This is a genomic window from Jonesia quinghaiensis DSM 15701 (assembly GCF_000423205.1).
In the GTDB taxonomy this organism is placed as follows: domain Bacteria; phylum Actinomycetota; class Actinomycetes; order Actinomycetales; family Cellulomonadaceae; genus Jonesia; species Jonesia quinghaiensis.
In genome coordinates this window covers 1-14,844 of record NZ_AUHN01000009.1, presented here as the reverse complement: position 1 = coordinate 14,844, position 14,844 = coordinate 1, and the positions used below count along the sequence as shown (strand labels likewise).

General features: G+C 55.2%; 13 protein-coding genes. 10 read left to right on the top strand and 3 right to left on the bottom strand.

The annotated features are described in order from the left end of the window. Nucleotides 1–47: 47 nt before the first annotated feature. On the bottom strand, nt 48–191 hold the full coding sequence (locus tag G538_RS18015; RefSeq protein WP_157544376.1) for a hypothetical protein: 144 nt from the start codon (nt 189–191) through the stop codon (nt 48–50). Between G538_RS18015 and G538_RS0107820 the strand changes: the two genes are divergently transcribed. Beyond that, the gene (locus G538_RS0107820; protein WP_029068886.1) at nt 190–552 is read left to right on the top strand and encodes a hypothetical protein; all 363 of its coding nucleotides are present in this window, start codon (nt 190–192) and stop codon (nt 550–552) included. The two genes, G538_RS18015 and G538_RS0107820, sit on opposite strands and share 2 nt — an antisense overlap. Before the next feature lie 7 nt (nt 553–559). After that, the gene (locus tag G538_RS0107815; RefSeq protein WP_029068885.1) at nt 560–1,039 is read left to right on the top strand and encodes a DUF456 domain-containing protein; all 480 of its coding nucleotides are present in this window, start codon (nt 560–562) and stop codon (nt 1,037–1,039) included. A gap of 83 nt (nt 1,040–1,122) precedes the next feature. Here G538_RS0107815 and G538_RS17330 read toward each other — a convergent pair whose 3' ends face one another. Further along, the gene (locus G538_RS17330; RefSeq protein WP_084618227.1) at nt 1,123–1,872 is read right to left on the bottom strand and encodes a GntR family transcriptional regulator; all 750 of its coding nucleotides are present in this window, start codon (nt 1,870–1,872) and stop codon (nt 1,123–1,125) included. Nucleotides 1,873–2,141: 269 nt separating this feature from the next. On the opposite strand from G538_RS17330, the gene ehuB reads away from it, so the two are divergent. The 8 genes from ehuB to G538_RS0107770 all read left to right on the top strand — a co-directional run bounded on the left by ehuB (nt 2,142) and on the right by G538_RS0107770 (nt 11,843). Next, complete coding sequence (gene ehuB / locus G538_RS0107805) at nt 2,142–3,032, top strand: ectoine/hydroxyectoine ABC transporter substrate-binding protein EhuB (RefSeq protein ID WP_029068884.1); 891 nt, start codon at nt 2,142–2,144, stop codon at nt 3,030–3,032. Nucleotides 3,033–3,037: 5 nt separating this feature from the next. Continuing rightward, nucleotides 3,038–3,763 (top strand): ectoine/hydroxyectoine ABC transporter permease subunit EhuC, encoded by a 726-nt coding sequence (gene ehuC / locus G538_RS0107800; protein WP_035833921.1) that lies wholly within the window; start codon nt 3,038–3,040, stop codon nt 3,761–3,763. After that, complete coding sequence (gene ehuD, locus G538_RS0107795; protein WP_029068882.1) at nt 3,763–4,422, top strand: ectoine/hydroxyectoine ABC transporter permease subunit EhuD; 660 nt, start codon at nt 3,763–3,765, stop codon at nt 4,420–4,422. The genes ehuC and ehuD overlap by 1 nt, the downstream gene beginning before the upstream one ends. Further along, nucleotides 4,406–5,227 (top strand): ectoine/hydroxyectoine ABC transporter ATP-binding protein EhuA, encoded by an 822-nt coding sequence (ehuA, locus tag G538_RS0107790; protein ID WP_084618225.1) that lies wholly within the window; start codon nt 4,406–4,408, stop codon nt 5,225–5,227. Before ehuD ends, ehuA begins: the two co-directional genes overlap by 17 nt. A gap of 118 nt (nt 5,228–5,345) precedes the next feature. After that, the gene (pcrA, locus tag G538_RS0107785) at nt 5,346–7,856 is read left to right on the top strand and encodes a DNA helicase PcrA (protein ID WP_029068880.1); all 2,511 of its coding nucleotides are present in this window, start codon (nt 5,346–5,348) and stop codon (nt 7,854–7,856) included. A 119-nt stretch (nt 7,857–7,975) separates the two neighbouring features. Continuing rightward, nucleotides 7,976–9,142 (top strand): ADP-forming succinate--CoA ligase subunit beta, encoded by a 1,167-nt coding sequence (gene sucC, locus G538_RS0107780; RefSeq protein ID WP_029068879.1) that lies wholly within the window; start codon nt 7,976–7,978, stop codon nt 9,140–9,142. A 23-nt stretch (nt 9,143–9,165) separates the two neighbouring features. Further along, entirely contained in the window at nt 9,166–10,062 is an 897-nt protein-coding gene (gene sucD, locus G538_RS0107775; RefSeq protein WP_029068878.1) for a succinate--CoA ligase subunit alpha, read from the top strand. 197 nt (nt 10,063–10,259) lie between these two features. Next, nucleotides 10,260–11,843, top strand: coding sequence for a methyl-accepting chemotaxis protein (locus tag G538_RS0107770; protein ID WP_029068877.1), 1,584 nt, complete (start codon nt 10,260–10,262; stop codon nt 11,841–11,843). Nucleotides 11,844–11,918: 75 nt separating this feature from the next. Here G538_RS0107770 and G538_RS0107765 read toward each other — a convergent pair whose 3' ends face one another. Further along, nucleotides 11,919–14,339, bottom strand: coding sequence for a glycogen/starch/alpha-glucan phosphorylase (locus G538_RS0107765; RefSeq protein WP_029068876.1), 2,421 nt, complete (start codon nt 14,337–14,339; stop codon nt 11,919–11,921). Nucleotides 14,340–14,844 lie beyond the last annotated feature (505 nt).

The window sequence follows — 14,844 nt, the reverse complement described above, 5'->3', positions numbered from 1 at the left end:
GGACATGACCGTACGCCAGGAAACATGGGGTGTCTAGATGGTCCGAATCATGGAATTAACGCTGGTAAAGCAGTGTTTCCCAGTGTTAACTGGCTTGCTGATGTTCCGGCTGTGAGGTGAGTCAAAGAAAATGACAAAGTGTCGTAACGCTCTTGGCTGAACCGCGGAATTCCGCCTAGGATGGCAAGCATGGACGTCGTGTATCAAGCTCTTTTGTTCCTGCACCTACTCTCATGGGCCATCATCCTTGGCGGATGGATCGCAACGATGCGTAAACCCGGTCTGTATCGAGGGGTTCCTCATGCCGCGTTAACCGCACTCGTTACCGGGCTCCTCATGGTTGGAGTTGCCGAGATGGGATCGGACGCTGAACTCAACCACATGAAGATTGGCATCAAAACTCTCATCACAGTGGTCATTGTTGTTCTCGCGTTCCGCGCGAAGAAACAAGGTGACAATGCCCCCCGTGCACTCATCACATCGATCGGTGTGCTGACAGTGGTCAACGTTGCACTGGCTATTTTCTTCGCGGGGCGTCACACTCTGGGATAATCACAGAGTGGAACTTCCCCAGGATCTCTTTATCGCCCTCGCGTTGCTTATCGGTGTCATCGGATCGATCATTCAGATCTATCCAGGAGCGCTGATCATCGCGGGGGCGATTGGCGTGTGGGCGGCACTCGAAGGGGGGAGCGCTTGGGCGGTTTTTGCGATCGCCGTTCTAGCATTGGTGCTGGCAGGTATAGTGAAATACCTGTGGGCAGGTAAATACCTGAAGCGCGATGGGGTGCCCAACATGACTATTGTTCTGGCCCTCATCGTTGGCTTTATCGGGTTTTTTATCCTCCCGGTTATTGGGTTGCCGATCGGTTTTATTCTTACCGTCTACGTTGTTGAGTTGATGCGAGGCAACAAGCACGAGCAAGCGTGGGCCATGACAATAACAGCCCTCAAAGCCACCGGTATAACCATCATCGTCGAACTGGCGGGTTCGCTTCTGGCGTGTGGGATCTGGGTTATTGGGCTGATCATCACGTAGTTCTCTTGGTGAAGCCCTGCCGACATGATGGTTCATACTGTCTCACTGCAAGTAACTGGGTGTTTTTCCGGAAGCGGTGCCTGTTATTCAAGCACCTCAATGGGCCCAAGTGTTGGTTGGTCTGCTTGAAGTGATGGTTCAACAGTGTCCACGTGAGTGGCGCGGCCGGTAAGGCGGTCAACAGCGTCGTTGAACTGGTCTTCAAGGGCTTTCAGGGCGCCTTGTGTGTTTCCAGAGTCCAGGTGTTCAAGCAGCGCGGCATAGGTCGGGGACACCGAACGACGCACCGCGTATCCCTGCGGCATGGAGTAGCTGGCAATTCGGGTCTCGATGATAAGTGTTTCCATTGCGCGGCTGAGGCGAGGGCTGTGCGCGAGCGCGACGAGAGTTCGGTGAAAATCTAGGTCGGCATCCCCGATTTTCCTGGCATCTTCGCCCTGTGACACTGACTGTAAGTGATCTAGCGCCTCGTGTAGTTCGCTGTGTTTTTGTGTGTCACCATCACGGTGGATGATCCGAATAGCTTGCCCTTCGACCGCGAGTCGAGCGGTGTAAAGGTCGGGAACTAGCTCGGGGGGAATGGAGCTCACTCGCAGCCCTCGTCCGGGTGTAGCGGTGAGTAGTCCCTCTTGGACGAGTCGCTGGGCGGCCTCGCGCAAGGGACTACGGCTTACCCCCAATTGACCTGAGATCTCGACCTCGCCGAGGGGAGAGCCGACCGGTAGTGCGCCGGAAAAAATCGCTTGCCGTAGTTCGATAGCGATTAAATCAACTGTTGACGCGCGAGGGACGCGAAAGACAGAAACTCCTGGGCGAGGCGAGCTATGTGGCATGTCGTTCCCTTCGGTGTGGCTCGTGGTGCGTCACTGCACAAATGTTCTGACGTAAGCATATGTGTGCATCAAGGGTCTCCTGTTACTGATGCATCGAAGCGTCGACCTTACCAACGCTCGTGGATTGTATACAACAGGACAGTAGGAAGATCAGACTGTGCAAATGTCTTCGCTCTGTGTAGGGTAGTACGCGGCCATCACCCATTTCGGGTCGGGTTGCCGGCTCCTCATAGCCCGTGGTTCGCCCCGCACAACCGAAAGAGGATGAGATGACACACTCCCGCCACTTAGGGCTACGTACCGCAGCAGCCAGCGCAGCACTCATGATTGGTCTTGGCGCATGCAGTTCCACCAGCGATGAGTCCGCTGGGCAGAGCACACTTGAGCGCCTCAAAGATGAAGGAACCATCACTGTCGCTATCGCAGATGAGCGCCCCTACTCGTGGGTCGAAGGCTCCGAAGCGCGCGGAGCTACCATCGCTATGCATGAGGAAATCTTTGCTGGCATGGGAATTGACAACGTTGAAGTTGTTGAAGTCGACTGGAACTCGCTCATTCCAGGGTTGAATGCCGGACGATTCGACGCCATCAGCGCAGGCATGTCCATCCTTCCCGACCGCTGTAAGCAAGCAGCGTTCTCGGATCCCGAAATTATGTACACCACCGGGCTCATGGTTCCCCAAGGAAACCCCCAAGGGCTAAGTGACCTAGATTCAGTTGCGGCCGCAGGTGACGTTCGTTTGGCCGTGCTCAACGGTGGTATCGAAGCTGGCTACGCGGATGCCTTGGGGCTTGAGGACGTCACATACGTGGACAACGCCCAAGACGGCATGGATGTAGTAGCCAACGGGCGTGCAGACGCATTTGCTATGACCGCTATTTCCCTGAACTGGATGGTGCAAAACAACCCAGACGCAGGAGTGGAGACAACAGAAGCGTTTGTTCAAGTTATCGATGACGTCGCGCAAGTCGGTGCCGGATCAACCGTTTTCCGTCAAGAAGACACCGCACTACTAGAGGAGTACAACGCTGAGTTGGCTCAGGTAACCGGTGACTCACAGGCATACCTTGATCTTGTCGGTGAGTACGGCTTCACTGAAGAAAACTTGCCACCAGCTGATCTCACCACAGAACAACTGTGTGCCGGAGAGTTGGGCTGACCTCCTTGAGTGAGCATCTGATCAAGCTTCGTGATGCGTGGCCACAGATACTTGACGGCATAGGCATCACCCTTGTGCTAACTGTTGGCGGTGCAGCGCTCGCCCTTGTGGTGGCAATTGCACTCGGGCTGCTGGCCCGTTTCGACAACATCCTTCTGCGAGGTACTGCCCGGGTATTTATTGAATTCTTCCGTGGCACATCATTGGTTGTGCAGTTGTTCTGGCTGTACTTTGTGCTTCCCAGATTCGGTGTAGAACTATCGGCAATTGCCGTCGGCATCTTTGCCTTGGGCCTCAACTATGGTGCATACGGGGCTGAGGTAGTGCGCGGTTCACTCAACTCGGTACCGGCAGGCCAATGGGAAGCGACAACTGCACTGAGTCTTTCGCGCACACAACGAATGTGGCGGGTCATCTTCCCGCAAGCATGGGCGTTGATGATCCCTTCTCTGACGAACCTCCTCATCCAGTTATTGAAGGGAACGGCTATCGTCAGCATCATCGCCATGGCTGACCTGACGTTCATGATCGACAAACTTCGTCAAGACACCGACACGTTCTTCGCGTATACCGTCGGGCTTCTCCTGTACTTCGCACTGGCATCGCTACTCACGCTCGGAATGAATGCTCTGGAGATTCGCGCAAAACACAAGCTAGGCCGGGGCGACTCATTGCGTAGCGCCTTAAGTTTCTCCTCATCAGCATCACGAGCTGGGAAAGGAGTGGCCTGATGAATAGTCGACCATTGTGGGACTGGGATGCCGCCTGGGAGGTGCTGCCGCTCCTCCTTGAAGCGTTTATCACTGTCACCTTGTACGTGACTGTGGTGTCATCTTTCATCGCAGCAGTGCTGGGGCTTGTTCTAGCAATTGCCCGGCGATCAAGCCCTCGCCCAATCAGCGCGCTCATCGGGCTAGTGTCCAACGTGATCCGGATGACACCGATCGTGGTGCAACTTCTCTTTGCCTACTACATTTTTCTCGATGCAGAGCCTCTGCTCATCGGGGTCATCATTTTCGGTATCCACTATGCGACCTATATGTCTGAGGTGTACCGGGCCGGAATCGACGCGGTCCCCGCTGGACAATGGGAAGCAGCAACTGCGCTGTCGATGTCGCGGCGTCGCACATGGGGGGCAGTCATTGTGCCTCAAGCGTTACGCGCTACGGTGCCAGCGCTGGGAAACTATGTGATTTCCATGTTCAAGGACACCCCATTTCTCATCGCCATTACGGTGACCGAGGTGGTGCGCGCAGCACAAACCTATGGTGGAAACCACTTCACATACATTGAAGCGATCACACTCACTGGATTGATTTTCCTCTTGTCGAGTTACCCCACTTCGCTGCTCATCGGACGTTTGGAGAAGCGCCTTGCCTACACCAACTGACAGCACCTCCACGGTGGTGCGTGACACATCACAAGAAGAGCCAGCTATTCGGTTTCAAGACGTCAACAAAAGTTTTGGCGACCACGTGGTCCTTGACCAGTTGAATTTCACGGTAAACAAGGGCGACCGTGTGACGCTGATTGGACCATCGGGATCAGGTAAAACAACGATCCTGCGACTGGTCATGACGCTGGAAGAACTCACTGGTGGGTACATTTTCATTGATGGTCAACCACTAACCCATGACCTCCGTGATGGCCGCCGTGTAGAACTCAAGGAAAAACACCGTAACGAGGTCCGCAAACGCATCGGAATGGTGTTCCAACAGTTCAATCTCTTCCCCAACATGACGGTGATAGAAAACATCATCGAAGCTCCAGTGCATGTTTTGAAAGTCCCGAAGAGCCAGGCAATCACCCGGGCCCGAGAACTTCTTGACAAGGTGGGGTTGGCTGATAAAGAACATGCTCACCCACTGGAACTGTCCGGTGGGCAGCAACAGCGAGTAGCGATTGCGCGCGCGCTGGCAATGGACCCAGAGATCCTTCTCCTGGACGAAGTTACCTCAGCCCTAGACCCAGAAATCGTGGGGGAGGTACTTGAAGTCCTGCGCGAAGTTGCGCGCACAACAGACATCACCATGCTCATCGTCACGCACGAGATGCAATTCGCGCGTGACGTGTCCAACCGAGTACTGATGTTTGACTCCGGCAGTATTGTCGAAGAAGCCTCACCAGAGGTGATGTTCACACAACCAACAGAACAACGCACCCGCGATTTCCTTGCGGCTGTTCTCGGGGACTAGGCAGAACAACTCAAGGGCGTGACAGCGACTATCGCTGTCACGCCCTTGAGCCATGTGCCCAAAACCATGACCCAGGGCACTGCCTCGCGTCAGTGGCTGACGCTAGGCTAGGAGGGTTATGGATTCTCTGTTCGGCAACTTGCCCACTGCTCCCGCTGATAGTTCGGCCCTCCCACGCTTTGCCCCGCCTCGAGATACGTGGGACGCTCAGCCACACACTGAGGTTGAGCTGGACGATTCGTTCACTGCACATCGTCTTCTTGACGCACTCAACCCGCCTCAACGTCAAGCGGTGGAACACGCTGGCACTCCACTGCTCATTGTTGCGGGTGCGGGGTCAGGGAAAACCCGAGTTTTGACCCACCGTATTGCTTGGTTGCTGGCTTCGGGGCGAGCATGGCCGAGCCAAATTCTTGCTATCACCTTCACCAATAAAGCTGCTGCGGAAATGCGCGAACGAGTCTCTCACCTGGTAGGTCCAGAGGGTGCCAGAATGTGGGTATCAACGTTCCACTCCACGTGCGTGCGCATACTGCGCAAAGACGCCGCAGCGTTGGGCATGAAGACATCTTTTTCGATTTATGATTCAGCAGACTCTCAACGACTACTGTCACTTGTCATCAAGGAGCTTGAGCTTGATCCCAAACGGTTCACGCCCAAAGGGGTTGCACACCGAATCTCAGGCCTGAAAGACGAACTAATCAGCCCCGCCGAACAAGAGGTTCGCGCCGGGGCCACCGAACATGAACAGATCATCGCCCGGATTTACGCGCGCTATCAGCAGCGGCTGACAACGGCGAATGCCATGGATTTCGATGACATCATTGTGCGAACTGTGGAGCTATTGCAGCAGCACCCAGGCATTGCGGAGCACTATCGCCGCCGGTTCCGCCATGTTCTCGTTGACGAGTACCAAGACACCAACCACGCTCAGTACACCTTGATTCGTGAACTGATCGGCCAGGACACCCCGACACTTTCAGCCGGTGAACTTACCGTTGTGGGTGACTCGGATCAGTCCATTTATGCATTCCGCGGGGCGTCGATCCGCAATATTCTCGAATTCGAGAATGACTACCCCAACGCCACAACAATATTGCTCGAGCAGAACTACCGTTCCACCCAAAACATCTTGTCAGCGGCCAACGCCGTCATCTCGTGCAACAACGATCGACGTCCCAAGAACCTGTGGACGGCATCGGGTGATGGCCCAAAAATTGTGGGCTATGTTGCTGATACAGAACACGACGAAGCCCGGTTCATCGCCCGAGAAATAGACTCCCTATCCGACAACCATGGTGTGCGCCCAGGAGACATTGCGATCTTCTATCGCACAAACAACCAGTCGCGAGCACTTGAGGAAGTTCTGATCCGGGTGGGGCTGCCGTACAAGGTTGTCGGTGGAACACGGTTCTATGAGCGCCGAGAAATCAAAGATGCTGTCGCTTATCTCCATGCCATCAATAACCCTGATGACGACATTAACTTGCGTCGTGTATTTAATGTACCGAAGCGAGGGTTAGGTGAGCGTACCGAGTCGATGATTGCAGTGTTTGCTCAACAACAGGCAACTTCTTTCAACGCCGCGCTGGCAAAAATTGACGACATTCCAGGTCTCACTGCTCGTAGCGTGCGCCCTGCACGGGATTTTTTTGCCATGGTGGAAAAATTTCGAGCGGCAGCGCTTGCTGGTGTTGGTCCGGCGAAACTGTTAGCAGACGTTCTCGATGCCACGGGTTACTTAGAAGGTCTACGTCGAAGCGAAGACCCTCAAGATCAGTCTCGGGTAGATAACCTCGCGGAACTCCATGCTGTTGCCCACGAGTTTGAACGCGATGAACCTGAAGGAACTCTCGGCGATTTTCTTGAGCGTGTGTCACTTGTGGCGGATGCAGATTCTGTTCCCAGTAGTGACGACGCCGGGCATGAAGGGCAACCGGTTGTTGATCCTGGCGTGATCACGTTGATGACCCTACACACGGCAAAAGGCTTGGAGTTCCCAGTTGCCTTCCTCACAGGGATGGAGGACGGCACTTTCCCTCACATGCGTTCGCTACAAGATCAGTCCGAACTCGCAGAGGAACGGCGTCTCGCATATGTAGGTATCACGCGAGCCCGCGAACGGCTGTACATCACACGGGCGACTACTCGGGCTGCATGGGGAACGCCAAACGATTTCCCTCCCAGTCGTTTTTTGGATGAAATCCCTGACTCCCTGATCGATTGGAAGCGAAAGTTCTCTGCCACGGAACTGATGCGCCAGCGATCACATGCTGCTGCACAAGCATCTTCCTATGGTTCGCCACAGTCTTTCTCAGGTGGTGATGATGCAGATTTTGGTGCACCGATTGGTTCGGGTCGCTCAGGTTCCCTACCGGCGTGGAAGAAATCCTCGGCAGCTCCGCCATCGCCACCAGTGGCGAAACGTGGCGCTCCTCAGCCAAAAGATGACGCTGATATTCCGTCGTTGTCGGTTGGTGTTTCAGTGCAACATGCTGAGTTCGGTGTGGGCAGGGTTGTGCATGTGGAAGGGCAGGGGCGTAATGCGGTAGCGAAGGTGGACTTCGGGGAGGCTGGGGCTAAGCGACTTTTGTTGCGCTACGCTCCGCTCACGGTCGTCACCTCTTAAGCAGATGTGTGGCTTAGGCCACAGAGGTTAACGTGACGAAAGCCCTATCCCACCGCTAGGCTTATGGAAGATATCTCGATGTCGAGATATGTGTTCCCGTCGATGGAAGGACGCGCAGGGTGGACCTGTTCGAATACCAAGCACGCGACATTTTCGAGAAACACGGCGTGCCAGTTCTGGGCGGCGTCGTTGCGACAACTCCAGAAGAGGCGCGCAGCGGAGCGGAAAAGCTAGGCGGCGGAACAGTCGTCGTAAAGGCTCAAGTCAAAACTGGTGGCCGTGGCAAAGCTGGCGGCGTCAAGCTTGCCCACTCGCCACAAGAAGCCGAATCGGTTGCCCGTGACATTCTCGGAATGGACATTAAAGGACACACTGTCCACCGTGTCATGATCGCTCAAGGTGCAAGCATCGCTGAAGAGTTCTACTTCTCCATCTTGCTTGACCGTGCACACCGCTCATATCTCGCCATGGCAAGTGTTGAGGGTGGCGTAGACATTGAGCAGCTGGCCGTTGAGCGTCCTGACGCTCTCGCTAAAGTTGAGGTACTTCCCACTGAAGGTATCAACGAGGCAAAAGCGCGAGAAATCGCTGCGGCTGCTGGCTTTCCCGAGGAACTCACTGAACGAGTTGTTGACGTTTTTCAACGCCTATGGACCGTTTACCGTGAAGAAGATGCCACCTTGGTTGAAGTGAACCCTTTGGTTCTCACCTCAGATGGTGCAGTTGTAGCTCTTGACGGCAAAGTAACACTTGATGAGAACGCAAGTTTCCGTCACCCAGATCACGAAGCTCTTGCTGACAGCGAAGCAACTGATCCACTGGAAGCAAAAGCCCAAGAGAACAACCTCAACTACGTGAAACTTGACGGTCAAGTCGGTGTGATCGGCAATGGTGCAGGTCTCGTGATGTCAACCCTCGATGTCGTCGCCTACGCAGGTGAACGGCATGGCGGTGTGAAGCCCGCAAACTTCCTAGACATTGGCGGTGGCGCTTCTGCTGCAGTCATGGCAGCGGGTCTGGACGTCATTTTGGGTGACCCTCAAGTCAAGAGCGTTTTTGTGAACGTCTTCGGTGGGATTACCGCCTGCGATGAAGTAGCAAATGGCATCGTTAAGGCACTCGAAATGCTCGGGGACACCGCAACAAAGCCACTCGTTGTGCGTCTTGATGGCAATAATGTCGAGCAAGGCCGATTGATTCTCAACCAGGCCAACCACCCACTTGTCACTCTTGCCGAGACCATGGACGGCGGCGCTGATCGTGCCGCTGAACTGGCGAACGTCTGAGCCTGAAGGAGACGAACACAATTATGGCTATCTTCATTAACGAGGAATCGCGCGTCATCGTTCAGGGAATGACCGGCGCTGAGGGGCAAAAACACACAACCCGAATGCTCGCATCGGGAACCAACATTGTTGGCGGAGTCAACCCGCGTAAGGCTGGAACCTCAGTTTCTTTCCCTCAGGGTGACGCAACTGTTGAGATTCCTGTTTTTGGCACTGTCGCCGAAGCCATGGCCGCCACGAGTGCAGATGTTTCTGTGATTTTTGTGCCGCCAGCTTTCACGAAAGCCGCTGTTTTTGAGGCGATCGATGCGGGTATGCCACTGACTGTCATCATCACAGAAGGCGTTCCAGTCGCTGATACAGCCGAGTTTTACACCCACGCTGCTCAGCAGGGCGTCCGACTCATCGGTCCGAACTGCCCTGGCATCATCAGCCCAGGTAAGTCCAACGTGGGCATCATTCCAGCAGACATTACAACACAAGGGAAAATTGGGTTGGTGTCAAAGTCTGGCACGTTGACGTACCAGATGATGTACGAGCTTCGTGACTTCGGTTTCTCCACAGCCATTGGCATCGGTGGTGACCCGATCATTGGAACAACACACATTGATGCCCTTGCGGCTTTCGAAGCTGACCCACACACTGAAGCGATTGTCATGATTGGTGAAATCGGCGGTGACGCTGAAGAGCGCGCCGCTGCGTTCATCCAAGAGAACGTCACTAAGCCCGTGGTTGGCTATGTCGCTGGTTTTACCGCCCCAGAGGGTAAAACCATGGGCCATGCTGGAGCTATCGTGTCGGGTTCTTCAGGTACTGCGGCAGCGAAACAGGAAGCCCTTGAGGCAGCTGGTGTTCGTGTGGGGAAAACCCCGTCAGAGACCGCTGCACTCATGCGCGAGATCCTCTCAGCTTCTTCATGATCAGAGAAGTTTAGTTTCCAACGATGCCCGCCAGCACTCAAGTGCTGGTGGGCATCGCTATTCGGGGAGTGGAGGCGCGCCGAGGCGCGCAATAAACACGAACTTCTTGTGTATAGGACTTATGCCCTGGGGATTGACGGCCGATGAGTAGGTAACCCGGGAACCCGGGGAGGGGGCTTACACCACACGGAGCATTTATGTCTCGCCTACGTTCGATGTCGATCACGGCTAAACTCATTGTCCTGTTACTGTTGACCGCATTTTCGATGGCCGCCTTGGCCCTCGTTTCAGTATTGGTCACGCGGGATCGCATCTTTTCCGAGCGTGAAAACGCAACTCGCGCAGTGGTGGAAACAGCCTGGGGCATCGTGAATTCTTACGGTGAACAGGCTGCCGCTGGGACACTGGACGAACAGACCGCCAAAGACGGCGCGTTGGCTGCGTTGGAGGGGTTGCGGTACGCCCAGACTGAGTACTTTTGGGTGAACGACATGTCACCCGCGATGGTGATGCACCCCATCAAACCAGAAATGAATGGCGACGACCTCTCCCAGAATGCTGACCCTGATGGAAAGCTCCTTTTCATGGAGATGGTTGAGGTTGTCCAAGTTGACGGTGAGGGGTTTGTTAGCTACCAGTGGCCTAAGCCGGGGGTCGATGCCCCTCAACCCAAAATTTCCTATGTCAAAGGTTATGAACCGTGGGGGTGGGTCATCGGTTCTGGGGTTTACGTTGATGATGTCAATGCTGTAGCGATGCGTGACGCTGGCCTTCTTGCTGGTGCGGCTGCGGTCCTCCTCCTCGGGGTTGGGGTTGTGACTACCGTGGTGAAGCGTTCTATTGTGTCGCCGATCCGCCAAGTTACTACTGTGCTCACTGATTCGGACATCTCGACCCGGTTGGATACTGGAGCTGGGCGCACAGAATTGGAACAACTTGCTATTGCTTTGAACACGATGCTTGACCGAACGGCAGCCGTCACGTCTGGGGTCGCATCGGCAGCGCAGGGGTTGGATGAAGCAGCAGAACAGTTGGCTTCCTCCAGTGTTCATATCGCGGAATCTGCTGCGGACTCTGCCCAGCGCACGACCCAAGTCGCCGCCATGTCCAGTGATGTGTCTGATGGGATCAGCACGGTGGCTGCGGGAGCCCAACAAATGGGCGCGTCAATTGCTGAGATTTCCCGTGGAGCCAATGAGGTGTCTTCGATGGCGTCAGCTGCAGTGGCTTCGTCTCAGGCTGTGACAACTGCCGTCCAAGAACTGGGTGAGACGTCTTCGGCGATTACTGACGTTGTCCGCACCATTACCTCCATTGCTGAGCAAACAAACCTGTTGGCGCTTAATGCCACGATTGAAGCTGCGCGCGCTGGGGAAGCTGGGAAGGGGTTTGCCGTTGTGGCCTCTGAGGTTAAGGATCTAGCTCAAGAGACTGCGCGGGCAACCGGAGATATTACGACTCGCGTTGATGGTATTCAGGCTGCGGTGCAGCGTGCGGAACGCGACATCTCAGAAATAACTGCTCTTGTTGCGGCTATCAATGATCACCAGACAACTATTGCTGGGGCAGTTGAAGAACAAACTGCCACGACACAGGAGATTGTGAGTTCTGTGACGCGAGTGTCGGAAGCCAGTCATGAGATGACTGTTGCATTGACTGCAGTAGGTGAAGCAACGGCTTTGACAACGGGTGAGGCTGAGCTGGTTCGTTCCGCTGCAACCCAATTGCTCCACACGTCCCAAGAGCTCCAGAATCATTTACAGGTGCTGGGAACTCGTTAGGCCTAAAACCGTGGAGCTATAGATCGTCATGGGCGGGGAGTGAGGTTTCCTCCCCGCCCATGACACTGTCGGCCACTATGCGAGTGGAGTTTGCCAGATTCGCTCTTGGTAATCCTGGATGGAGCGGTCTGATGAGAAGAAGCCGCTGCGTGCCACGTTAAGGATTGCCGATGTTGTCCACTGGTCCCGTTGCTGATAGCGGCGGGTGACTTCTTCTTGAGTGCGCACGTAGTCGTCGAAGTCGGCTAATGCCATAAACCGATCGTTCCACAGCCAGTCAGAAACCAGCGATTCGTAACGGCCTGTGTCTCCGTTGGCGAACTCACCGGAGGCGATCAAGTCGATGGCTCGCTTGAGGTCGGGGTGTGATTCGTAGTGTGTGTAGGGTTTGTACCCGTCGCGTAGCCGTTGTTCGACCTCTGGTTCGGTCATGCCAAAGAGGAAGAAGTTCTCCTCCCCGACGAGGTCACGGATCTCGACGTTTGCCCCATCAAGTGTGCCGATGGTGAGGGCGCCGTTTAGCGCGAACTTCATGTTTCCTGTGCCTGATGCTTCCTTACCAGCAAGGGAGATTTGTTCTGAGAGATCAGCAGCTGGAATGAGTGTTTGCGCAAGCGTGACGTTGTAGTTCGCGGGGAAGGCAATACTGAGGCGCCCTTGAAGTTCTGGTGCGTTGTTAATGGTGCGAGCCACAGCATTGATAAGCGAGATGGTCTCTTTGGCTAGACGATAACCAGGTGCAGCCTTTGCCCCAAAGACGACAACTCGAGGTTCGATGCTCTCTGCTGTGATGATTCCGGCCTTCACCTGGGCGTAGAGCGAGACAACGTGCAGAATTTTCAGTGATTGACGCTTGTATTCGTGTAGCCGTTTCACCATGACGTCGTAGATGGCATCCGCGGGTAATTCGATGTTGTCACGCTGTTCGAGGTGCTGAGCTAACCGTTTTTTGTTGTCCGCTTTGATGTCCTGAAATGCGGTGATGAAACCAGGATTGTGTGCGTGATCTTCGAGTTCACGCAACGCCGGGAGGTTGGTTATCCAGTCGTCACCAATGGTGTCGTTGATGAGTTCGGTGAGTCGTGGGTTTGCCAGGGCGATAAACCGGCGGGGAGTGACGCCATTGGTGACATTTGTGAACTTCTCGGGCCACCAATCGCTGAAGTCTTTGAGGACTGACGTTCGTAGTAGTTCTGAGTGGAGCGCGGCTACTCCGTTGACCATGCGTGATCCGACGGTGGCGAGGTGTGCCATGCGTACTGCGCGGAATGGGTGTTCTTGAATGAGGGACATGGAACGAACAAGGAGTTCGTTTGATGTCTCTTTCCTGACCTCGTCGAGGAAGGTTTGGTTGATGGCGTAGATCAGCTCGAGGTGTCGGGGCAGGAGGCGTCCGATTACGTCGATCGGCCAAATTTCTAGGGCTTCAGGCAGCAGCGTGTGGCAGGTGTAGTTGAACGTGTTGCGTGTGATGTCCCAGGCGTCATCCCAGGTCATGGAGTACTCATCGAGGAGTAGTCTCAGCAGTTCGGGGATGGCGATGACGGGGTGGGTGTCGTTGAGTTGGATAGTCACATGGTGGGGGAGCTCACTTAGTGTGCGACCAGCTGCCATGTGATTGTCAATGATGTCGTGTAACGACGCGGCGCAGAAGAAGTATTGCTGGGTCAGGCGTAGTTCTTTGCCCTGGGGGGTTGAGTCTTCGGGGTACAGCACGTGGGAGATGCTTTCGGCGGCGGTGCGTTCGGCTACTGCAGCTTCGAAATCTCCTGAGTTAAAGATGGTGAGGTTGAAGGCATCTGTTGCGCGGGCGCTCCATAGGCGCAGCGTATTTACTGTGTCGGTGCGGTACCCAGGGACTAAGTAGTCGCAGGGGACGGCGAGCACATGTCGGGCGGGGTTCCACGTGCGTGCTGGTGTTCCGTTGTCTGTTGTGGCTTCGGTGACTGTGCCACCTAGTCCAATGTGGATGGCGCGTTCAGGGTGACTGATTTCCCAGGGGCTTCCTAGGGTGAGCCAGGTGTCTGGTTGTTCAACTTGTTCGCCGCCCACAAAGGTTTGCCGGAATATTCCATAGTCGTAGCGGATTCCGTATCCCGTGGCGGGTATGTCAAGCGTTGCGAGGGAGTCCATGAAGCATGCTGCGAGGCGCCCTAGTCCTCCGTTCCCTAAGCCGGGTTCTGTTTCAGCTGCCAGTATGGCGTCGAAGTCCAGGTTGAGTTCCGCCAGTGCTTGACGAGCAGTGTCGGTTAGGCCAGTGGCGAGTAGCGCGTTGCTTGTTTGTGGTCCGAGCAGGTATTCCGCAGAAAAATACGCTAGATGACGATGTCCGTCGTCAGCTGGTTTGGTGGCCGCGTGGCGTTGGGTGATGAGTTGGCCACGGATTGTTCTGGCTAGTGCGGTGTAGAGGTCGTGCGTGCTGGCGTCGTCGAGTGTGACACCGCAGGTTGTCTGCAGGTGGGTGAGGTAGTGGTGTGTGAACTGGTGCGCGTCCATCGTTGTCCGTTCCTTGAGGTGGGCTGGTGTCTTACGCGCCGGTGAGTAGCGGTGTGAGGATGCGCGTGCAGCGAGCCCTGCTGGTGAACTGTGGCCTGCCGTGGTGTGGCAAGGTTCGATCGTTGTGTGATCTGGTTCTCAACCTGTCTCTGTGATGCTACCGCCATCTGCTTGCCTCTTCAGGGAGAATAGCGGTGTGCTCAGCCTCTTTGTTGGGACAGTGCCCGTGTGCGATGTCCTCGATGTGTCTAGCGGGTAGACGTTTGATGAATAGTGAAAACGTTGGGACTTGGCGGATCTGAAGGGTATTACGGAGGGGCGCTGTGGATCGTTTAGTCAGTGAAGCAAATGTATGTGTGCGGGGTCACCTGTTTGTGGTTTGATTTCGGTGGTGGGGGTGGGTAATGTTTTCTTTTGTCAGCGCGACGGGGTCGCCGCCGGGGTTTGTTTCTGGTGGTGGTTCTGGTAGGGTTGAGAAGTTGCCTTAGCGGCGGGATTGGCCGGG